The following is a 20,713-nucleotide window of genomic DNA, read 5'->3' as shown; positions in this document are numbered from 1 at the left end:
CCGCTTATGACCGCCGAAACCGTCCGACGAATCGCCGCATATGGCTGTCTGACGGCCGTATGCCTGTTCGCGGCTTTATGCGCTACGGCAAAACCGCAATGCGGAACGCTCGTCCGGCAAATCGACTCCGTGCTGTCCCGGTACCGGGCGACCGTCGGGGTGACCGTACTGTCCAACCGGGACGAAATCGTCGCGGCGAACGACAGCATCCTGTTCCCGCTGATGAGCGTATTCAAATTCCACATCGCCCTGGCCGTACTCGACCGCATGGACAGGAACCGCACCCGGCTGGACAGCGTCGTCCGCATAAAAGCTTCGGACATGCACCCGGACACATACAGCCCGCTGAGAGAACGACACCCCGGCCGGGACTTTTCGATTACGATAGCGGAATTGCTGAGATACAGCGTAGCGCACAGCGACAACAACGCTTGCGACATCCTGCTCGAATATGCCGGAGGCCCCGAAGCCGTCGAAAAATACGTGCGCGGCCTCGGCATCGAAAACACGTTCATTTCCGCCTCGGAAAAAACGATGCACGACCGGATCGAGAACCAATACCTGAACCGTAGTACGCCGACGGCGACGGCACGCCTGATCGAGACCTTTTTCGAAAACCGGCTGTTCGCATCCAAGTACAAAAAATTCCTGATCCGGATCATGACGGAAACCTCGACCGGGCAGGACAAGCTCAAAGGTCTGTTGCCCCCGGACTGCACGGTCGGCCACAAAACGGGCTCTTCCGACCGCACCTCAACGGGCGTCAAAATCGCCGACAACGACGCCGGATTCGTGCTGACGCCGGACGGCAAAAGATACTACATCGCCGTATTCGTCAGCGATTCGCAGGAAGACGATCCGACGAACGCCTCCATAATCGCCCGCATTTCCGCAATCGTATACGATTTTATGATACGTCCGACTGATCCGAACCGTCCGACGCTTTGCCACCCCGAAAGCGTGTCGGCCGACGATGCGGCCGGGAGTCCGTAAAAAAAAGAGAGCGCCCTGCCAAACAAACAAGCGCTCTTCTTTTTAACTTTGGTTGCGACGCCGCAGGTAGCGGGAAGCGGTACTTACGCTCAGAAGTTCGGCAATACAACCTTTATTCGAACGGATGATTCGAATAAAAAAACAAAACCGGGTTATCATCCTCCCGGGCTGTCCGCACACGGCTCAGAAAAACCGAATCCGTTGAATTTCCCCGGTCGGATACCGACAATTTCAATTGCTGTAAAGTCTGAGAGAACCCGACCACGGGATGCCCTCCGACGTGTTCGACGGCAAGCATTTCCCCGAGGAAAACCCCCAGACGTCCATCTTTAAGAGACCGCAAATAAGTTGTTTGCCGTCCTTCCAAATCGATCTTCCCCAATCCGGACAGGTTCGTCGTAAAATAAACCGTTTTCCCGTCTTCGGTGACGTTCGTAACGGAATAAACGTAACCCTTTACCAGCAAATCCCAAAACTCCTCCTGTGTCAATTGTACATTCAACCGCGACGCAGGGAAATTTTTCTCCCCGAAATCGATTTGGAACCAAGGTACGATTTTCTTCCCGTCCAATCGGTAGACCGTATTGTCGTACCGGCACGTAAAATTCAGATGATCGGAAACGACGAGCTGCCGCCCGATGGAATAGGTATTGAAAGGAATCGGACGTTCAAAAGGAATTTTTACAAATCCATCTTCCCGTCCCCGTTCTATCAGGGACAGATAATCGGCCGGAAACATCTGCTGGCTGTTAATCGCGACAAGGTACTTTTCCGTAAAAGCCAACTCTTTGAACAGAGCGTCCGGCAACCGGCTTTCATACCGGAAATCGCCTTGTACACCGCAATGAATCAATTTGTAGGGCTTATCGGCATAGATGATCAATTCTTCCCGGTCGGGATCGATCACGAAATCCGTCATTCCGATATACTCCCCGGGCCCTCTGCCGACCCGGCGAATATTCCATAAAAACTTTCCGGCGGTATCGAACACGCATATTTTATCATAGCGGTTATCCGAAACAAAGATCCGACCGTTCCACAGAACGACTTTCGAGATCATACTCAGCGCCGATTCGGAAGTGGTTTCCAGAAATACCGGTTTCGAATAACGCCAGAGAGAATCGCATAAACCCGTATTCGCTTCCCCAACAGTCACCGTAAAAACAGGGGCGGATCCGGATTCTGCGGACGAAGTACAGCCAGCGATCCACAAAACAGAAACCCAGAAACAAATAAACGACGACTTGTACATCGGCAATCAACTATAAATCATTGTTCAAATGAAGTTTACTCTTGAAGAAAACAATTACGGCAAAAGACGCGCACAACGCGCCTAATGGCATATACTTATATCATCCCGAAGATAAACCGATTAATCTTTACATGCAAATTTGGCACTAACTGATAAATTAAATCGAATCAGGTATGTGGACAAAATACCCATCTTTAGTCTGCCCGTCGTTGATTTATTCCGGAAATCTTTGCAATATTGCATTCCGTGTCGGAAACACCCCGAACGGGTTTTAACCGTACCGTTCAAAAGTCCGTAAAACAGAAAATTATGAGATTTCATTCCTTACTGCTGTGTACGCTTTTCTGCATCGCGACCGGCCGCGACAGCCTGGCCGCCCGGCCGAAAGACCGCGACGACCGCGGATGCGCCACCTACAACATCCTGGACTTCGGAGCGAAAAACGACGGGACGACCGACTGCGCCCCGGCCTTCGAGAAAATATTCCGGCGGATGGAAGGCAAAAGGCAGGTCGAGATCGTCCTTCCGGCGGGGTCGTTCCGGATATCCCGACGGATCGTTTTCGACCAGCCGCAGTTCGGCGGATACGATTACCATTCGGGAATTTGCGTCAGGGGAGCGGGGGAGGACGCGACCGAACTGATCTGCGACAACGAGGATGGAGGGCTTTATTTCAATCTGGCGACGAATATGCTGACCGTGACCGTCTGCGATCTTTCGCTGGTCGCCGTAAAAAAAGGCCTCGGTACGGCGGTCGAATTCAATACGGCCGACCAGAACCCCGGAGATCACCATTCGAGGATGTTCCAGGCAAGGAACCTGCTGGTACGGGGACCGCATTTCAGCAACGGCTATTTCGCCAACGGAATCGTCGTAAAGAACGCCTGGTATCCGATGCTGGACAATGTCAAGATCACGTCCGAGTACGGCGATTCGCACGGTAAAATGGCTGCGGGATTCGCCTTGCTGGACTGTTACAGCCCGCTCGTCGACAAATGCTACTTCTGGGGAGGGGCGGAATACGGCCTGCTGTACCGGAGCGAAATAGACAGCGAGGACGGGATCGTATCCGACTGCTATTTCGTAGGGCAGGACACCGGCATTCGGGTAAGGCTGTCGGCACGAACGGACGGGTGGGGCGAACCGGCGTTCCACCTGACCGACAGCCACATCCACTACAAGGTCAAAGGACTGGCCCTGAAAGGCATCCGGCAGGGATTCGTCTCCGGAAACCTGTTTTACTGCTTCAACCGGGCGGCGAGCAGGTGGCATGCCGACCCCGACAGCGTATCGTCGTACACATCCAAAGACATCGAATGCGACGCCGTGAACGATTTCATCGTGTCGCACAACCAGTTCGCCGAGCCGGCCTCGCCGAAGAGGGTGTGCATAGACATCCTTCCCAACTCGGGCAACCTGCTGATCGACGGCAATATTTTCAACATGGACGGCACCGCCATTCGAAACCGGTCGCAGGTCAGCAGCAGGTGTATCGGAAACGTGTATACCGGGAGTCCCGACTTTACGAAATCGGCCGACGGAGCGAACGCCCTGATCCGGTACGTCGATCCGAACGGAACCCTGAAAACCCTCGACTTCGAATAAGCCCGCAAGCGGCCGCCCGCCCGGCAACGCTTTCCCAACGACAAAAACGACCGGACAGCAACGTCCGGTCGTTTTCCCGATACGAAAGCCGTACCGCGTCTATTTTACGGCGATCACATCTATCTCGACTTTTGCGCCTTTGGGCAGCGCCGCGACCTGATAGCACACCCGGGCCGGCATCTGCCCGGTGAAGAATCGAGCGTAGACTTCGTTCATGGCCCCGAAATTGCTGATATCGTCGAGCAAAACGGTCGATTTGACCACGTTGTCGAACGAGCATCCGGCTTCGGCGAGGATCGCCCCGATGTTGAGCAGCGATTGTTCGGTCTGCCGGGCGACCGTATCGGGCATCGTACCGCTGATCGGATCGATCGGGAGTTGGCCGGAAACGTAAACCGTCCCGTCCGCTTCGACGGCTTGGCTGTAAGGGCCTACGGCCTGCGGGGCCGCCGCGGTTGCAATAACTTTTTTCATGGCTCTGTAATTTATCGGTTATACTGTCGTGCAAATTTAAAACATCATCCGGAATCCGGACGGGTTCTCGGAAATTATTATTAGCTTTGCTTGCCGTTTTTTCGGAGGATATTTTTAACAATTACAAATAAAATCAACTTATTATGAAAACCGCACGTTTGATTCTCGCAATCGCTCTCGCCGTTTCGGTCACGGCCTGCTGCTCCTGTCGCAAAGGAAAAAAGAATGCCAAACCCCTGACCGAAACCACCTGGGCGATGGTCGAATGGGAAGGACAGCCGTTCAAAGCCGACAACAACTATACGTTGGTATTCAGCAAAGAAAAAGGCCGTTTCGGCGGACGCGGCGACTGCAATTCGATCATGGGCAATTACACGCTGTCCGACAACGGCAAAATCAAAATCGAATCGGTCGCTTCGACGCGCGCCATGTGTGCGAATCAGGCTCAGGAAGACAAATTCATCAAAGAACTCGACCGGGTGGATTCTTACCGGATCGACGGAGACCTGCTGATGCTGATGCACGACGGCGAAATGCTGATGGTGATGCAGGCGCAGGACACGACGATGAAATAAACGGAAACAGGAGAATACCTGCTAAAAAAAAACGGATGCGCCGTCCCGAGGGACGGCGCATCGTTTTCCTGGTATTCCCGGCGCGTTTTTTGCGAATTGATTCCCCACGAATCAATCATCCATCCATGAACGCACTGCAAAATAAGACCAAGGCCCACCTCGGCCTGATCCTGGCCAATCTGGTCTGGGCGATGAATTACCCGTTTTACAAGATGATTATGCCGCAATACATGTCGCCTTACGCACTGGCGACCCTGGCGGTAAGTATCGCCGCGATCCTGGCTCTGCTGTCGTTCTTTTTCGTTCCGGTCGAACGGGTGCAACGCAAAGGAGACATCGTAAAATTCATCGGGGCAGCCGTACTGATGGGCGTCGCAAAAAAACTGTTCCTGATGGTCGGCATCCAGCATACCAGCCCGATCGACGCCTCGATCATCGCCACGCTGGGGCCGATCCTCGTACTGGTGATCTCGGTATTTTTCCTGATCGACCGGTTCACTCCGATGAAAATCGTCGGCATGGTGATCGGCCTGGCCGGCGCGCTCGTGGTGATTCTCAGCAACAGCGGCACGACGGCGGCGACGGCCAAACTGGGCGGCGACGCGATCGTCTTCCTCGGCATCGTCAGTTCGTCGTTCTCGATGGTATGGCTCAAAGACCTGATCATGCGCTACAAACCGATCACCCTGTTGCGCTGGATGTATCCGCTGGCCGCGCTGATGCTGCTTCCGTTCGGACTGAGCTCGGTGATCCATACCGATTTCGCCGCCATCCCGCCGCACATCTGGTGGGTAATCGCCTACGCCGTCCTGCTCCCGAGTTTCGGACCGAATTACCTGCTTATTTTCAGTCTGCACTACGTCAAACCGACGATTAGCAGCGTCTATTTCTACCTGCAACCGGTCATCGCGACCGGGCTTTCGGTCGCCCTCGGCATGGACAAACTGTCCTGGGATCGTGGACTCGCCTCGATCGCGGTTTTCGTCGGCGTACTGCTGGTAGTCAACGCATATAAAAACCATCCGTCGGCCCCGCGGCACGGCGGGGAGTGAACCCGCCGGCAGAACCGATTTCGCATAATCCCGGGATATTATTGACAATCTGCCAAAAAATAGCTATTTTTGCAGATTATTGCAAAAGTCAAGTTATCGAAACATGGGCAGTTCAAAATTCAAAGAGTATAAAGGACTCGATCTATCGCAGATCAACCGGGAAATTCTCGAACAGTGGGACCGCAACGACGCATTCCACCAGAGCATAACGACCCGCGAGGGACATCCGACGTTCGTCTTTTACGAAGGTCCTCCGTCGGCCAACGGAACGCCGGGGATCCACCACGTCATGGCGCGTACGATCAAGGACATCGTCTGCCGCTACAAAACGCAGCAGGGTTTTCTCGTACACCGCAAAGCGGGATGGGACACGCACGGACTGCCCGTCGAATTGGGCGTCGAAAAGAAGCTCGGCATCACCAAAGAGGACATCGGCACGAAAATTTCGATCGAGGAGTACAACCGCATCTGCCGCCGCGAGGTGATGACCTATACCGACATGTGGGAACGGCTGACCCGCGACATGGGGTACTGGATCAACATGGACGACCCGTACATCACCTACGACAACAAGTACATCGAGACGCTGTGGTTCCTGCTCGCCGAGTTGTACAAGAAGGGACTGCTGTATAAAGGATATACGATACAGCCCTATTCGCCGGCCGCCGGCACGGGGCTCAGCAACCACGAGCTGAACCAGCCGGGCTGCTACCGCGACGTGAAGGACACGACCTGCACGGCGCAGTTCCGGATCGTTCGCAACGCGAAAAGCGAGCCGTTGTTCGAAGGGGTCGAAGGGGCGCTGTACTTCATGGCGTGGACGACCACGCCGTGGACGTTGCCGTCGAATACCGCGCTGGCCGTAGGGCCCGCAATCCGTTACGTAAAAGTAGAGTCGTTCAATCCGTATACGGCCGAACCGATCACCGTTATCCTGGCCAAAGAGCTGCTGCATAACTTTTTTCCGAAGAAAAACGAAGAGTTGCCGCTGGACGGTTACGGCGGGGACGGCAAAAACATTCCGTACCGGGTGATCGGAGAGTACATGGGCAAAGACCTCGCCGGCGTCGAATACGAACAACTGATCCCGTGGATCAAGCCGGACGGCGACGCATTCCGCGTCATCACCGGCGACTTCGTGACGACCGACGACGGCACGACGGGAATCGTGCACATCGCTCCGACGTTCGGCGCCGATGACGACCGCGTAGCCAGGCAAAACGGAATCGCCCCGCTGATGGTGACCGACCGCGCCGGCAAACGCCAGCCGATGGTCGACCGCACCGGGAAATTTTTCCTGATCGCGGACATGGATCCGGAGTTCGTGAAAACCCATGTCGATACGACTGCCTACAAAGAATACGAAGGCCGTTTCGTCAAGAACGCTTACGATCCGAAGCTGACGGACAACGATCCGACGCTCGACGTCGACCTGTGCATGAAGCTGAAATTCGAGAACAAAGTATTCAAGATCGAAAAGCACACGCACAACTATCCGCATTGCTGGCGTACCGATAAACCGGTGCTGTACTACCCGCTGGACTCGTGGTTCATCAAAACGACGGCCGTCAAAGACCGGCTGATCGCGCTGAACGAAACGATTAACTGGAAACCGGCCAGCACCGGTTCGGGACGTTTCGGCAAATGGCTCGAGAACCTTGTCGACTGGAACCTGTCGCGCTCACGGTATTGGGGCACCCCGCTGCCGATCTGGGCGACCGAAGACCACAGCGAACTGAAATGCATCGGCTCAGTCGCCGAGCTGAAAGCCGAAATCGACAAATCGGTCGCCGCCGGTTTTATGACCGAAAACCCGTTCGCAGGTTACGTCGAAGGCGATTTCAGCAAAGAGAATTACGAAAAATTCGATCTGCACCGGCCCTATGTGGACAACATCGTGCTGGTATCCGACAAAGGTGAAAAGATGGTGCGCGAGAGCGACCTGATCGACGTGTGGTTCGATTCGGGGGCCATGCCCTACGCCCAGGTGCACTATCCGTTCGAGATCGGCGATGCGGAGTTCCGAAAAGTATATCCGGCCGATTACGTAGCCGAAGGAGTGGACCAGACGCGCGGCTGGTTCTTCACGCTGCATGCGCTGGCCACGATGTTGTTCGACAGCGTGGCGTTCAAAAACATCATTTCGAACGGTCTGGTGCTCGACAAGAACGGCAACAAGATGAGCAAGCGCCTCGGCAACGCCGTCGATCCGTTCGAAGTGCTCGAAAAATACGGGGCGGACGCGGTACGTTGGTACATGATCTCGAACTCGCAGCCGTGGGACAACCTCAAGTTCGACGTGGAAGGCGTGGACGAAGTACGGCGCAAATTCTTCGGAACGTTGTACAATACGTACAGCTTTTTCGCGCTGTACGCCAACGTGGACGGATTCACCGGCCGCGAACCGGAAGTGCCGGTCGAAAAACGTCCCGAGATCGACCGCTGGATCATCTCGCTGCTGAACACGCTGGTCAAAGAGGTAACGGACGCGCTCGAAAATTATGATCCGACGCCGGCGGCTCGCGCCATCCAGGAATTCGTCGGCGAAAACCTGTCGAACTGGTACGTGCGCCTGAACCGAAAACGTTTCTGGGGCGGCGAACTTTCCGAAGATAAACTGGCCGCTTACCAGACGCTCTATACCTGTCTGGAGACCGTTTCGCAACTGGCTGCGCCGTTCGCGCCGTTTATCAGCGACCGGATCTTCACCGACCTGAACGCCCTCAGCGGACGCCACTGCGATGCGTCGGTACACCTCAGCGCATTCCCCAAGGCGAACGATTCGCTGGTAAACAGCGACCTGGAAGAGAAAATGGCGCTCGCCCAGAAGGTATCGTCGATGGTGCTGGCGCTGCGCCGCAAGGTCAATATCAAGGTGCGCCAACCGCTGAGCAGGATCCTGATCCCGGTGCTCGACCCTGTGCTGAAAGAGCATATCGAAGCCGTCAAGAATTTGATCCTGAACGAAGTGAATATCAAGCAACTCGAATTCATCGAAGACACAACCGACGTAATCACCAAACGGATCAAGCCGAATTTCAAGACGTTAGGGCCTCGGTACGGAAAGCAGATGAAACAAATTTCGGCGCTGGTCGCCGGATTCTCGCAGGCCGACATCGCACAGTTGGAACGCACCGACTCGTGGACGGCCGAAATTGACGGCGTGAAGATCGAAGCCACGGCCGCCGATTTCGACATCACGTCGGAGGACATGCCGGGTTGGCTGGTCGCCGCCGAAGGGAAACTGACCGTCGCGATGGATATCACGGTAACCGAAGAGCTGAAGCGAGAAGGAATGGCACGGGAATTGGTAAACCGTATCCAGAACATCCGAAAAGAGAGCGGGTTCGAAGTCACGGACAAAATCCGGATAACGATCGGCAAGAACGGTCAAACCGACGGAGCGGTCGAATCGTACGGCGATTATATCGCCGCGCAAACGCTGGCGGTAAGTATTTCCTCAGCCGATTCGATAACCGATCCCGGCACGCAAAACATCGAGTTGGACGATTTGACAGTCAGCATATTGGTCAAAAAAGCATAACCTGCGGACGATTATTTTCCGGGGTTACCGCCAAAAACTTTTGCCGATTCGTAAATTAATATTATTTTTATACATAAACCAAAAACTTTAGGGCCATGTCTGAAAATGAAAAAACACGGTATTCCGACGAGGAGCTGCAGGAGTTTAAGCAGATAATACTGGAAAAATTACAAAAGGCAAAGGCTGACTACGATTTGCTGAGATCGACTATTACGCACACCGCAAGCAACGATATCGAGGATACCTCGCCGACTTTCAAAGTGCTCGAAGAGGGTGCCGCCACGTTGTCGAAAGAAGAATCCGGACGCCTTGCCCAACGGCAGCTAAAATTTATCCAGCATTTGGAGGCAGCGCTCGTCCGCATCGAGAACAAAACCTACGGCATCTGCCGCGAAACGGGGAAGTTGATCCCGAAGGAACGCCTGCGTATCGTACCGCACGCCACGCTGTGTATCGAAGCCAAAGGCGAGCACAAATAGCAATCACGAGGGTAGGGCGGAGGCTTCCTCAGGCCGTACCGGGGTCGAATTTACTAACAAAGAAGAGGGCGCGTCCCTCTTTTTTAACGCATATGCCGAGACAAATTACGATTTACACCGACGGCGCCGCACAGGGGAATCCCGGACGCGGCGGATACGGGGTAGTCCTGCTGAGCGGCCCGTTCCGCAAAGAACTGAGCGCCGGCTACGCCCATACGACCAACAACCGGATGGAACTGATGGCCGTCATCGCGGGGCTCGAAGCGCTCCGGTACGACCAGTGCGAAGTGACGATTTACAGCGACTCGCAGTATGTCGTCAATTCAGTCGAAAAAGGCTGGGTTTTCGGTTGGGAACGCAAAGGTTTCAAAGATAAAAAAAATGCCGACCTGTGGACGCGGTTCCTGAAAGCGTACCGCCGCCACCGCGTTCGCTTCGTCTGGGTGAAAGGACATGCCGACATTCCCGAAAACGAACGCTGCGACCGACTGGCCGTCGCGGCGGCATCTTTGCCGAACCTTCCTCCCGACACGGGGTACCGCCCCGAAACCTGAACGACCGCACGAAACGACCGGTGCGAACTGCGATAAAATGACAAAAAAAGGCAAAGAAAACCGTTTTATTTTTGGTTTAAAGAAAAATCTGTCTATCTTTGCACCACCAAAAACGGAGATTCAGTAGCTCAGCTGGTAGAGCACAACACTTTTAATGTTGGGGTCCCGGGTTCGAGCCCCGGCTGGATCACAGAAACGCTGGACAGAAATGGACAGTAAATGTACAACTCCTACAATATCAAGGTATTGTAGGAGTTTTTCTTTGTATAATGTCTGTGACCTAAGACACGAAAAGGTCACAAAATGACACACTTTTGTGACCAATTCATGACCTGTCCACCCTCTAAGATTTTAGGTCACGGAATGTCCAAAATTGGCGGTTTGTTGTCTTGATTTGTCCGTACTGCAAATATCTCATTTTCAGTTTATCAATTTAAGTTTGTAACTAAAAAAAGAGATTATGAGAAGTACTTTTAAGCTACTCTATTTCGTCAAACGAAATGCAGTAAAGAAGAACGGTAACGCACCGATTATCGCACGTATCACTATCGACCAAGTTGTAGCCCAGTTTAACACCAAACTGGAAATAAATCCGGCTCACTGGAGCGTGGAATTAGGCAAGGCTTCCGGCAGAACCGCAGAAGCCGTACACATCAATTCCATGCTGGAAAGTATTCGCAGCACAGTTCATCAACATTACCATGCGTTAATGGCGCAAGACGGATATGTAACCGCAGAACTGGTAAAGAACGCTTTTTTAGGCAAGATAGCAAGAGAACGGACTTTGATAGAGTTCTTCAAACAGCACAACGAGCAGTATTTACAAAAGGTCAAAATGAATACCACAGACAAAACCTATTCACGTTATGAACTGACAAAGAAACGGCTTATCGAGTTTATGAAGTTCAAGTACTCCGTTTCCGACATGCTCATAAAAGATATAAATGTGGTATTCATTGAAGATTTCCTGCTGTATATCAAGAACAACTACGGATGTAGCCATAATACGGCTATGAAGTTCGTACAACGCTTTCGCACGGTGGTAAACTTTGCCAAGAATACGGGTTTAGTGACTGCCGACCCTTTCGGGAGTTATCGGGTAAGGTTTGAACGTACCGATAGGGATTATCTGACTATGGAAGAAATTACCGCTATTTACAATCACGAGTTCAGCACCAAGCGACTGGAACAAGTGCGTGACTTGTTTATTTTTAGCTGCTATACGGCACTTTCTTACATTGATGTATGCGAACTAAGACAAGAGAACATTCGCACCGGATTTGACGGTAATTTGTGGATTATACGGAAAAGACACAAAACAAATGTTACATCTACCGTCCGATTGCTGGATATACCAAAAGCCATATTGGAAAAGGACAAAGACAAATTGCCAAACGGTAAGATTTTACCAGTTATCAGCAATCAGAAAATGAATGATTACTTAAAAGAAATCGCAGCCATTTGCGGAATTGAAAAGACCTTGACCTACCACGTTGCAAGACATTCGTGTGCGACTTCGGTGCTGCTTGCCAATGGTGTTCCCATTGAAACGGTATCTAAGATTTTGGGACATACCAATATCAGAACCACTCAAATTTATGCGAGGATTACCAATTTGAAAGTAAGTAGCGACATGGAAATATTGGCTCAAAAGTTGGATGTTCCACACAGGACTGCCAGCCGATGAAACTATGTTATCGTCAGATAACAGCAAGGTGTGATTTGTGGCACACAAATCTGTTTTCCGTGCCGCAAAACACCTTGGGCAAATTCACTCCGAAGTCGTTTGCCAATAGAAGAAAGAGATTCCCCAACTAAAGATTTTTTCGCTCGTCGGGATGGGTGGTCCCGCCCCTTGCCGCTGGGCGTTCCCCGACCGATGAGTTTATTTTTGTAATTCTGCAATCTTGTTTTATTGAAATATTGATAGCTTGATTGATTGAAAGCAAGATTTCAATATGGCAATATTGAATGAAAACAATAAACCATTCAATATTGATTGAAATACTGAATGGTTTATTTATTGCAAGAACATAATTACTTGCGAAAAGAAAAAAATATTATTTGCTATCATCTTTGTCCATACGCTTAATCAGACAATCTTGCAAACGGGTAAGATATGCCGTCCGGTCTTTCTTCCGTTCTTTCATGGCAATATAAGCAGCATAATAATCCCCTAATTCCACTTGAAACACTGTGCCGAGAAAGTTCATTATTTCTTTAATTTCCACATTTCCATTGTTAATGTCCCCCGAAGAAACAAGAGAATAACCCAATTCTATAAGAAAAACTTTTTTACCCGTGAAACGAAAAGGACATTTCGTGCCTTTTTGCAGGTTATCTTCTACAAGATTATCGGTTTCCAGTTTAACTAACCTCTTATTTAAATAAATACGTAACATCTCATTGGCTATAATTTTTGCGACCTTGTAATCATATCCAGTTGAGAATTTTGGATCTTTGTCAAGTTGTACGCTATCCGTACATAATCTTAAATCAGCCTTTCCACGAACAAAATAGTATTCATCATATATGGTTGAATGTGAACGATAATACTGATAAAAATCTAAATTCCTATTGAAGAAATAGGTCAGATTGTCCAATTCCTTATTAAGATAGCTTCTAACGGCTTCATTACTACCATTAGGACATTGCGTTTCTATACGATATATTTTATGAAAATACAATAATCGACCAAGTATTTCCGGCTTCTGGGACTTAAAGAATGATATTTCATCTTCCTTAGTAGGGAAAACATAAGTTTGTAATTGATTTCTTAAATCATTCAATACGTCTTGTAACCGATGCACCATTGAAAGAGAAGTCGGAATAATATCATAACCGTAGAGGTCAATTTCATCTATTTCTGAATCTATTAGAACTAATATTTGGGAAAGTTTCTCTTTCATCTGTAATTCTTTTGTAAGTCATCCACCTTGCTAAAATCAACAGCAAGGTGGATTCTCAATTATTACAAGTAATCTTCTCGTTGAGGAGTGAACACATCAACAACCTCACCACCTTCAATAACTTCAAACGAATGGGGCGTGTTCCCCGGAATAGCATAGCTATCGCCTGCATGAAGCAATATATCAATATTTTCTTCCGGTATTTCCACTTTCAATCGGTATTCACCTGAAATAACATAGCCGCATTGCTCATGCGGGTGTTGATGCGTTGTGGCGAAATTACCTTTTACATAATTCATCTTGGCTACCATTGACTTTTCACCAATTGCCAAAGAATCCAATGAAACACCTTTAAATACTTTTTTCAAGGCATCTTTTTTGTGTACCACAATTTTTATCTTTGTCATCTTTCTACTTTTTAGATTAATTGCTTTTTCGTTATTTGTTTTCAATATGTTTTCATTAAAAGGACAACTACATAAATTAGCTACATTCAAAACGAATAATCTACTAAGCATAAATATTGTCGATTTATATTGTCAGCTCCATTTGAATATCACCTCTTTCATAAGCAGGATGATATTCAGAAAGTTCTTTAAATCCTATCTTTTTGTATATATGAATAGCAGGTTTTAACAGTGTGTTGCTTTCAAGGAATAATTTCTTGGCTCCAAGTTCTTTTGCCTTATTTACAGCAGCCTTACATAACAGAATGCCAATACCTTTCCCTTGTGCTTTTGGACTGACAGCAAGTTTTGCCAATTCGTAATCAAATATTAAATCATCCATTTTACAGAGAGCACATACGCCAACTGGTTCGTTTTTGTAAGTCGCAACAAAAATATATCCACCTTTATCAATAATATTTTGTTGAGGATAATCAAGATATTCCAAATCATGTGCTTCTAAACGCCAATGGGCAGTTATCCAACTCTCATTCAACGATTTGAATATAGCTTGAAAACTTGGGGTATAAGAAACTATCTGTATATCATGGCTTTCTCTTGCCTTTTTCGCCTCTTTCACCCGTTGAAATAAACTTTTCTCAGAAAGTAATTCTTCCCATTCTTCAATAGCTCTCCATAAATCATTACGTGTTTCTTTTGATATATTCTCGATTGCGGTTGCTACATCAGAGCATTGCGTAGATAAAATATCTGCCATTTCTTTTCCTTTATCAGACAGAACAATAACATTTCTTCTTTTGTCTGTTTTGTCCGTTATTTCTTTTATTAGCCCCTTTGCATCCATTTCTTTTACAATATTACTCACTGACGGGTGAGTATGACCTATTTCTTTGGCAATACCCGTTATCGTCTTAGCTTCTCCATCAGATAATACAAAAAAGACGGGAAACCATTTAGGTTTTATATCCACATCATACAATTGATAAATTTGAGATGCGTCAGCTGTAACCTTATCGGTAAGCATACGTAATCTGCTACCAATAGCCATTTTACCTGTTTTTTCAAAAAATCCCATATTACATGTTATTAAAAACGTAATTGATTACACAAAAGTATAAAACAAACTTTTATCTGCAAAAGAAATACAGAAAATATTTTTCTCTCTTGGCAAGTAATAAGTTTATTTTGAGAATTTATGCCTACAAATTTTAGTGCAAGGTGCAAGTATATATTTATATATATAGCTTGCACCTTGCACTAACCTTAGAATGTTTATTTTCAACGGTTTGCAAAATTCAAAAATAATGCGTACATTTGAACCCAAGATGTTGGCAGACAGACACCGGACAAGAGCAGACAGTTTTTAAGGACTAAAGCGTGACGGATGCAAAGCCAAAATTTCCGAAAGTACTGATATTGAGGAAGAAATAACGTTTGGTTCATAACCCAGGCGGATCACAACTTAAGCAAGCCTTAGGAAGAAAAATCAAGCAAAATCCTCACAACATTGATGTTGTGAGGATTTTTCGTTATTGACGGAATCGAGGGCGAGAGCGTGCGTACAGACAATATCATAGAGACGACAAATCATTTCCGTTGCATCGACCTCATTATCGATCGTGCCAAGGAGAGGATTACCGAATCTCTTATCAAAGAGTTGCACGCAATACTCAAATCGGGAACATCGAACAGCCGCAAGGAGTGGTTCGCCGTCGGGGAATACAAACGCCTGCCCAATGAGGTAGGCGGTAACGAAACCGCCGCACCGGAAAATGTGCGGCGCGAAATGAAAGCCTTGCTTGCCGAATACAACGCCAAACCGAGAAAGTCGTTTACCGATCTGCTCGACCTGCATCAGCGTTTCGAATCCATACATCCGTTTCAGGATGGCAACGGTCGTGTCGGTCGGCTCCTCCTCTTCAAAGAGTGCCTCGCAAACGGCATCGTGTCTTTCATCATCACCGACGACCTGAAGATGTTTTATTACCGAGACTTGCAACGCTGGCCCGAAGTAAAAGAGTATCTAACGGATACCTGTCTTAACGCACAAGATAACGATAAGGCGATACTCGACTATTTCAAGATCAAGTATTGATTCTATTCGTGCCCCCAAACGTTACAACTGTCCTGCTCCGCGATCATCCCCGGCACGGCGACCGTATCGCGTTTATCTACTTTGCCCTTACGCTGGGATATGGATGACCGTGCGTCCATTAATTAGGTATCGAAGTCTCGAATATGTCGATGCGGGCCACCTTACGGCGGCGGCCTTCGTCGCCGTAAGGATGTCCGTCTCGGCGAGCCACTCCTCCACGATCTGCGTCAGGTTCAGTGTCGTTCTCATATTCGGTTTTCATAATGGGCGCAGGCGGCTCCATTTTTTCGCTTGCAAACCACAACCGCACGCCCATTTTCATCGGTTTATATCATAGGCAACCAAGTGTTGGTTATCTCGTGTGCGATTCGATGCCCGACGCGGTTATGGCACGGATAACAAAGGCTCTGAAGATTGGCCATATCGAGCTTCGCGCCGCCTCGATTGATCGGGACGATGAGCAATCCGACGGTCTCGTACTATCCGGTGTCGCCGCAGCGACTCAAAATATTACCGGCAAACAGTTCCGGATACAAGCCGGTCATACTCGTCCGTCATCGGCATGGTGTGATTGATTCTGAAACACAGTTGTGTGCAACGAATACCCTCGGCGGGATCGGCTTCTTCAGGTTGGCGCATGTCTATTCTAAATTCCTTTACTCTCTCATTCATCCTCATTTACGCTTAATTCGGATACAAAAATAAGGATTTGCAATGGAACCTATAAACTGAAAAAATCAAGAACCGTAATTTAGGTAAACTTATCCGTAATCCGTCTATCATCTATATATACTTTATCCGCTATTTTTGCAAAATAAAAAATACCTGAATGTTATATGAATACAGAAGTAATGCTCTTAATCGGAGCCGGTCAGATAGGGATGGCAATAGCTCGAAGAATGGGCTACGGAAAGAAAATCGTAGTGGGCGACAGGACGCAGAAAAATGCGGAAAGTGTCAGCAGGATTTTGAATGAAGCAGGATTTGATACGAGTCCCGTAGAGATGGATTTGTCTTCAAGGGAATCCATTTTGAACATGATTGCCGAAGCCCAAAAGTTTGGTGAGATTTCAATGCTTGTTAATGCTGCGGGCGTATCTCCCAGTCAGGCACCCATTGAAACCATTTTGAGGGTGGATTTGTATGGAACGGCCCTCTTGCTGGAAGAAGTTGGCAAGGTAATCGGGTGCGGCGGTGTCGGGGTTACCATCTCCAGTCAGTCGGGACACCGTATGCCGGCTCTCACTCCGGAAGAGGACGAGCTGCTCGCCACCACTCCGACTGACGCGCTGCTTGCATTGGATATGTTGCAACCGGACCGCATCCGCGACACCCTGCACGCCTACCAGATGGCGAAACGCTGCAACGTGAAGCGTGTCATGGCGGAGGCCGTAAAATGGGGAGAACGGGGAGCGCGTGTCAATTCCATCTCGCCGGGTATCATCGTAACACCTTTGGCTATCGACGAGTTCAACGGTCCGAGAGGCGAATTTTACAAGAACATGTTCGCCAAATGTCCGGCAGGTCGTCCCGGAACGGCAGACGAAGTGGCCAATGTCGCCGAACTACTGATGAGCGGCCGGGGAGCGTTTATCACGGGCTCCGATTTTCTCATCGACGGAGGGGCCACCGCGGCCTATTTCTACGGAGAGTTGAAACCTGAAAAAACAGATAACAAATAAAATATAAAGAAGTTATGAGACCTTATATTATTTGCCACATGGTGGCATCCATCGACGGAAGAATCGACTGTCCGATGGTGGCACAGATCAGCGGTGAAGAGTATTACACCACATTGGAAAGTTTCGGTTCGAGTTCCAAATTATCCGGTCGGGTGACGGCCGCGCTTGAATGTACCGCAGTAAAGGAGGAAATTTCCGGGTATGCCGGTGCGAGACTTGGCAAAGAGTCTGTCCACAAAGCAGTGGAAAGCGGGGAGTACACCGTCATCGTCGATACCCACGGACGGTTGCAGATGGCATCCGGCGAGGCGGACGGGCATCCCCTGCTTGTGGTGATGAGCGAGAACGTGCCGGAACCCCATCTTGAGATGCTTCGCAAGAACAATGTATCATGGATAGCGACGGGAAAAGAGCGCATCGACCTGCACCGTGCAACGGATATTTTAAGCGAACAATTCGATGTGAAACGTTTGATTATTGTCGGTGGAGGCAATATCAACGGAGGCTTTCTTGAAGCCGGACTCATCGATGAAGTCAGCCTGTTGCTGGCTTCGGGTATTGACGGCCGCAAGGGACAGACCGCCCTGTTTGACGGCTGCACCTGGAAGAGTGAAGCACCCTATCATTTGAAACTGCAAAGTGTCGAGCGGATAGCCGGAACGGAAACGGTCTGGATTCGTTATCGGTGTAAATAATACAACCTCCGAAAACAGTATGAAATCATGAAAAAGATTCTGTCGATTTTAACCGTGCTTTGCATATGCGGGATTTCCGCATTCGCGCAAAACACTGCACCAAAAGAGAATATAATGAAAGACAAGAAAGTATTGGTGGCATTTTTCTCCCGTACCGGAGAGAATTACAATGTCGGAAACATCAGCAAAAGCAATACGCACATCATTGCCGAGATGATTGCGGGAGAGACCAATGGCAAATTGTTTCAGATAGAACCGGTGAAGCCTTATCCCGATGAATACAGGGCTTGTGTGGACATTGCCAAAACAGAAAAAGAGAACAAGGCCCGGCCTGCCGTAAAAGAGGACATTGCCGCAGAGGATTACGATGTCATCTTCCTGGGTTATCCCAACTGGTGGGGAGATATGCCGATGGCGGTCTATACCTTCATCGAAAAGCACGACTGGAATGGGAAGACCGTCATCCCGTTCTGCACGCACGAGGGCAGCGGATTGTCCGGCACGGAGCGTCTTTTGGAACAAGCCTGCAAGGGCGCGACCATTGCCAAAGGTCTCGCAGTTCAAGGAACTACCGCCCAGAACTCGCAGGCCCAGGCAAAAAAGACCGTGCAGTCCTGGCTGAATAAATTGAAATAAAGGAATTCTTGTGCATCACAAACAGCCCCTGCCGCAAATTTATCCGGCAGGGGCTAAATTATTTATCCCGCTTTTCTAATTCATTCCCGTAACATTTGCCAGTTTTTCGGCGGTTCGTGCCGTCGTTCCTGTCGCTGATAAATAGGCGACGAGGATACCGCGAAAACCATCACCGGAACAAGCAGCATCGATAGAATGAATATCTTTTTCATACCGTCTCCTATTTTATTCCGTATAACCTATATCTTCCAGCCATTGGGCTATCATCGAGTGGCAGTCGGATGTCTGGGACGAACGGATCCAGAGGCTCGGCGTCAGGAAGTTCCCGTCGGGAATCAACCGCTTGGCGTCCGACTCCACGCCGCTGATGCCGCTACTCGAACTCGATACGATCAGACCGATGCGCTTGCCGACCATCTCCGCACCATGGTTGAACAGGAACGTCTGCAAAGGAGCCGCCATGTTGCTCCACCAAAGCGGCGCCGCCACGATGATGGTGCCGTACTGCCCGAACTCTACCTCTACGGGATCGATTGCCGGATAAGAAGATGCATTGCCGGGATTGTTCCGGATCGCCTGAATCAATGCACTGCCGATGGCGTAATTGTTCGCTGCATAGTCGAGTCCTTTCTCGGCCGGTTCCACCCGTATCACATCGGCTTCGATCTGCGTGCGCAGGTCACCCACGACGGTATGCACGTTGTTCGTGAAACTGTAATAGACGATGAGCGTCTTTCCTGTTGTCGGATTCGGATTCGGGTTCGGGCCAGGGTCAGGGTCAGGGTTGGGATTGGGGTCCGGATTATCCGGCTGATCGGGGTCGTCCGGATTTTCAGGAATTTCCGTCGGGGGTTCATTCTCCGGATCGTCATCGGGAGAACAGGCGTTCAATCCCACTGTGATGAACATCGCAAAAAGAAGATACAGAAACTTTTTCATATTCATATATTTTACTGGTTTACATTGCAAAAATAGCCAGAGCCGGACGAACGGGCTTTGTTCGTCGGCTCAATTAAGTTTGCTATAAAGCTCATTCAGTATTTTTTGCCACTTGATTTCAACATCCTCTTCTTTTCGCAACAGGTCGAGCAGATTCATTCCGCATGTTCCGCTGAAATCGAACAAGGTCGGAACATATCGTTTGTCCGTATCCAGCATGTTTTCGCTGCGTGTCGCAAACGGCGGACAATACTCATCTGCGACCTCCTGACGGATTTGCGCCAACAGCGTATCGTAATATCGGTATAAGTATCCTCGGTTTCGAGTTCCACCATATCGCTCTTTACCATGTCGTGAATATAACCGGCTATTGTCCGCGTATTGCCCGTATGGGAGAAATAGACGATCTGTGCCTTGCGGTTACCGGCAGGAGCGACCGGTTCTTCCAGTTTCTCGGCCGGAGGCATATCCGACAAATCCTTACGAGATTCATCAGCGGAACATCCTGTGGCAGTCGCCATGAGCCACGCGAACAGAAGCAATATTTTCGTTTTCATATCTGATATTTTTTAGTTATTCCTTTGATGCAGAGGTAAAAGCAAAGCCTCGCAACGTATTTGCTGCGAGGCTCAATTTACTTCGTTCGTAAGTTCAAGATTATTGTAATTTGTCGTACTCTTCGTCGGTTACGGGTTCGAGCCACTCGTTGGATGTTTTTTCTCCGGGAACGTCAAATGCGAGGTGCGCAAACCAACTGTCGGCTGCTGCGCCATGCCAGTGCTTTACACTTCTCCGATGGGGAAAATCATTTCGCGCTGGAAT

At 49.4% G+C, this 20,713-nt stretch carries 20 protein-coding genes, 1 tRNA gene and 1 pseudogene; 13 read left to right on the top strand and 9 right to left on the bottom strand.

Annotated elements, in window-relative coordinates; translation table 11 throughout:
* The first annotated feature begins 6 nt into the window (after positions 1-6).
* Positions 7-993 carry a class A beta-lactamase, subclass A2 gene (gene bla / locus PGR91_RS06290; protein ID WP_118656569.1) on the top strand — a complete coding sequence of 329 codons (987 nt, stop codon included), beginning with the start codon at positions 7-9 and terminating at the stop codon, positions 991-993.
* A gap of 112 nt (positions 994-1,105) precedes the next feature.
* Here bla and PGR91_RS06285 read toward each other — a convergent pair whose 3' ends face one another.
* Positions 1,106-2,245 carry a 6-bladed beta-propeller gene (locus PGR91_RS06285; protein WP_118656568.1) on the bottom strand — a complete coding sequence of 380 codons (1,140 nt, stop codon included), beginning with the start codon at positions 2,243-2,245 and terminating at the stop codon, positions 1,106-1,108.
* A gap of 309 nt (positions 2,246-2,554) precedes the next feature.
* On the opposite strand from PGR91_RS06285, the gene PGR91_RS06280 reads away from it, so the two are divergent.
* On the top strand, positions 2,555-3,850 hold the full coding sequence (locus PGR91_RS06280) for a glycosyl hydrolase family 28-related protein (RefSeq protein WP_147387396.1): 1,296 nt from the start codon (positions 2,555-2,557) through the stop codon (positions 3,848-3,850).
* Positions 3,851-3,949: 99 nt separating this feature from the next.
* Here the strand turns inward: PGR91_RS06280 and PGR91_RS06275 are convergent, their stop codons facing one another.
* Positions 3,950-4,324, bottom strand: coding sequence for a RidA family protein (locus tag PGR91_RS06275; protein ID WP_055204093.1), 375 nt, complete (start codon positions 4,322-4,324; stop codon positions 3,950-3,952).
* 143 nt (positions 4,325-4,467) lie between these two features.
* On the opposite strand from PGR91_RS06275, the gene PGR91_RS06270 reads away from it, so the two are divergent.
* The 7 genes from PGR91_RS06270 (at position 4,468) to PGR91_RS06240 (ending at position 12,215) form a co-directional block, all read left to right on the top strand.
* Positions 4,468-4,899 carry an META domain-containing protein gene (locus PGR91_RS06270; protein ID WP_101570694.1) on the top strand — a complete coding sequence of 144 codons (432 nt, stop codon included), beginning with the start codon at positions 4,468-4,470 and terminating at the stop codon, positions 4,897-4,899.
* 125 nt (positions 4,900-5,024) lie between these two features.
* Positions 5,025-5,951 carry a DMT family transporter gene (locus PGR91_RS06265; RefSeq protein WP_172970765.1) on the top strand — a complete coding sequence of 309 codons (927 nt, stop codon included), beginning with the start codon at positions 5,025-5,027 and terminating at the stop codon, positions 5,949-5,951.
* Positions 5,952-6,054: 103 nt separating this feature from the next.
* Positions 6,055-9,495, top strand: a complete 3,441-nt coding sequence (ileS, locus tag PGR91_RS06260) for an isoleucine--tRNA ligase (protein WP_118656566.1) — start codon at positions 6,055-6,057, stop codon at positions 9,493-9,495.
* Positions 9,496-9,590: 95 nt separating this feature from the next.
* On the top strand, positions 9,591-9,974 hold the full coding sequence (locus PGR91_RS06255; protein ID WP_055204085.1) for a TraR/DksA family transcriptional regulator: 384 nt from the start codon (positions 9,591-9,593) through the stop codon (positions 9,972-9,974).
* A 92-nt stretch (positions 9,975-10,066) separates the two neighbouring features.
* A complete protein-coding gene (gene rnhA / locus PGR91_RS06250; protein WP_101570697.1) occupies positions 10,067-10,528 on the top strand; it encodes a ribonuclease HI in 462 nt (153 codons plus the stop codon).
* 117 nt (positions 10,529-10,645) lie between these two features.
* Positions 10,646-10,718, top strand: a tRNA-Lys gene (locus tag PGR91_RS06245).
* Positions 10,719-10,988: 270 nt separating this feature from the next.
* The gene (locus PGR91_RS06240; RefSeq protein ID WP_118656565.1) at positions 10,989-12,215 is read left to right on the top strand and encodes a site-specific integrase; all 1,227 of its coding nucleotides are present in this window, start codon (positions 10,989-10,991) and stop codon (positions 12,213-12,215) included.
* A 373-nt stretch (positions 12,216-12,588) separates the two neighbouring features.
* Here the strand turns inward: PGR91_RS06240 and PGR91_RS06235 are convergent, their stop codons facing one another.
* From PGR91_RS06235 to PGR91_RS06225, 3 genes are all read right to left on the bottom strand, one after another.
* A complete protein-coding gene (locus tag PGR91_RS06235) occupies positions 12,589-13,437 on the bottom strand; it encodes an RteC domain-containing protein (protein ID WP_118458654.1) in 849 nt (282 codons plus the stop codon).
* Positions 13,438-13,499: 62 nt separating this feature from the next.
* Positions 13,500-13,844, bottom strand: coding sequence for a cupin domain-containing protein (locus tag PGR91_RS06230; protein ID WP_253906318.1), 345 nt, complete (start codon positions 13,842-13,844; stop codon positions 13,500-13,502).
* A gap of 124 nt (positions 13,845-13,968) precedes the next feature.
* Complete coding sequence (locus PGR91_RS06225; protein WP_118656561.1) at positions 13,969-14,919, bottom strand: bifunctional helix-turn-helix transcriptional regulator/GNAT family N-acetyltransferase; 951 nt, start codon at positions 14,917-14,919, stop codon at positions 13,969-13,971.
* 462 nt (positions 14,920-15,381) lie between these two features.
* Between PGR91_RS06225 and PGR91_RS06220 the strand changes: the two are divergent.
* Positions 15,382-15,939: pseudogene (locus PGR91_RS06220) on the top strand (Fic family protein); the annotation flags it as partial.
* Between the two features lie 87 nt (positions 15,940-16,026).
* Here PGR91_RS06220 and PGR91_RS06215 read toward each other — a convergent pair.
* Positions 16,027-16,188, bottom strand: coding sequence for a hypothetical protein (locus PGR91_RS06215; RefSeq protein ID WP_153498041.1), 162 nt, complete (start codon positions 16,186-16,188; stop codon positions 16,027-16,029).
* A 77-nt stretch (positions 16,189-16,265) separates the two neighbouring features.
* Positions 16,266-16,403, bottom strand: coding sequence for an HNH endonuclease (locus PGR91_RS13570; RefSeq protein ID WP_118458644.1), 138 nt, complete (start codon positions 16,401-16,403; stop codon positions 16,266-16,268).
* A 372-nt stretch (positions 16,404-16,775) separates the two neighbouring features.
* Between PGR91_RS13570 and PGR91_RS06210 the strand changes: the two genes are divergently transcribed.
* From PGR91_RS06210 to PGR91_RS06200, 3 genes are read left to right on the top strand one after another with little or no spacing between them, the layout of a single operon-like run.
* Entirely contained in the window at positions 16,776-17,621 is an 846-nt protein-coding gene (locus PGR91_RS06210; RefSeq protein WP_118458642.1) for an SDR family oxidoreductase, read from the top strand.
* Between the two features lie 14 nt (positions 17,622-17,635).
* Entirely contained in the window at positions 17,636-18,316 is a 681-nt protein-coding gene (locus PGR91_RS06205) for a dihydrofolate reductase family protein (RefSeq protein WP_118458640.1), read from the top strand.
* 27 nt (positions 18,317-18,343) lie between these two features.
* Entirely contained in the window at positions 18,344-18,952 is a 609-nt protein-coding gene (locus PGR91_RS06200) for a flavodoxin (RefSeq protein ID WP_118656557.1), read from the top strand.
* 225 nt (positions 18,953-19,177) lie between these two features.
* Here PGR91_RS06200 and PGR91_RS06195 read toward each other — a convergent pair whose 3' ends face one another.
* Positions 19,178-19,891: a flavodoxin gene (locus PGR91_RS06195; RefSeq protein ID WP_118656669.1), complete on the bottom strand. Its 714-nt coding sequence runs from the start codon at positions 19,889-19,891 to the stop codon at positions 19,178-19,180.
* 155 nt (positions 19,892-20,046) lie between these two features.
* Positions 20,047-20,448 carry a hypothetical protein gene (locus PGR91_RS06190; protein WP_228385773.1) on the bottom strand — a complete coding sequence of 134 codons (402 nt, stop codon included), beginning with the start codon at positions 20,446-20,448 and terminating at the stop codon, positions 20,047-20,049.
* Positions 20,449-20,713: the final 265 nt, after the last annotated feature.

This window comes from Candidatus Alistipes pullistercoris, assembly GCF_027665465.1.
In the GTDB taxonomy this organism is placed as follows: Bacteria; Bacteroidota; Bacteroidia; order Bacteroidales; family Rikenellaceae; genus Alistipes_A; species Alistipes_A hominis.
The sequence above is the reverse complement of the archived record's forward strand: the minus strand, read 5'-3'. Positions and strand labels throughout refer to the sequence as shown.

Bases quoted from the DNA above. Each gene is read 5' to 3' on its own strand.
- PGR91_RS06280 (WP_147387396.1), top strand. From the start codon at position 2,555: ATGAGATTTCATTCCTTACTGCTGTGTACGCTTTTCTGCATCGCGACC.
- PGR91_RS06265 (WP_172970765.1), top strand. From the start codon at position 5,025: ATGAACGCACTGCAAAATAAGACCAAGGCCCACCTCGGCCTGATCCTG.
- PGR91_RS06200 (WP_118656557.1), top strand. From the start codon at position 18,344: ATGAAAAAGATTCTGTCGATTTTAACCGTGCTTTGCATATGCGGGATT.
- PGR91_RS06190 (WP_228385773.1), bottom strand. From the start codon at position 20,448: ATGAAAACGAAAATATTGCTTCTGTTCGCGTGGCTCATGGCGACTGCC.
- bla (WP_118656569.1), top strand. From the start codon at position 7: ATGACCGCCGAAACCGTCCGACGAATCGCCGCATATGGCTGTCTGACG.
- PGR91_RS06255 (WP_055204085.1), top strand. From the start codon at position 9,591: ATGTCTGAAAATGAAAAAACACGGTATTCCGACGAGGAGCTGCAGGAG.
- PGR91_RS06230 (WP_253906318.1), bottom strand. From the start codon at position 13,844: ATGACAAAGATAAAAATTGTGGTACACAAAAAAGATGCCTTGAAAAAA.
- PGR91_RS06215 (WP_153498041.1), bottom strand. From the start codon at position 16,188: ATGAGAACGACACTGAACCTGACGCAGATCGTGGAGGAGTGGCTCGCC.
- PGR91_RS06270 (WP_101570694.1), top strand. From the start codon at position 4,468: ATGAAAACCGCACGTTTGATTCTCGCAATCGCTCTCGCCGTTTCGGTC.
- PGR91_RS06225 (WP_118656561.1), bottom strand. From the start codon at position 14,919: ATGGGATTTTTTGAAAAAACAGGTAAAATGGCTATTGGTAGCAGATTA.
- rnhA (WP_101570697.1), top strand. From the start codon at position 10,067: ATGCCGAGACAAATTACGATTTACACCGACGGCGCCGCACAGGGGAAT.
- PGR91_RS06210 (WP_118458642.1), top strand. From the start codon at position 16,776: ATGAATACAGAAGTAATGCTCTTAATCGGAGCCGGTCAGATAGGGATG.
- PGR91_RS06240 (WP_118656565.1), top strand. From the start codon at position 10,989: ATGAGAAGTACTTTTAAGCTACTCTATTTCGTCAAACGAAATGCAGTA.
- PGR91_RS06275 (WP_055204093.1), bottom strand. From the start codon at position 4,324: ATGAAAAAAGTTATTGCAACCGCGGCGGCCCCGCAGGCCGTAGGCCCT.
- PGR91_RS06195 (WP_118656669.1), bottom strand. From the start codon at position 19,891: ATGAAAAAGTTTCTGTATCTTCTTTTTGCGATGTTCATCACAGTGGGA.
- PGR91_RS06205 (WP_118458640.1), top strand. From the start codon at position 17,636: ATGAGACCTTATATTATTTGCCACATGGTGGCATCCATCGACGGAAGA.
- ileS (WP_118656566.1), top strand. From the start codon at position 6,055: ATGGGCAGTTCAAAATTCAAAGAGTATAAAGGACTCGATCTATCGCAG.
- PGR91_RS06285 (WP_118656568.1), bottom strand. From the start codon at position 2,245: ATGTACAAGTCGTCGTTTATTTGTTTCTGGGTTTCTGTTTTGTGGATC.
- PGR91_RS06235 (WP_118458654.1), bottom strand. From the start codon at position 13,437: ATGAAAGAGAAACTTTCCCAAATATTAGTTCTAATAGATTCAGAAATA.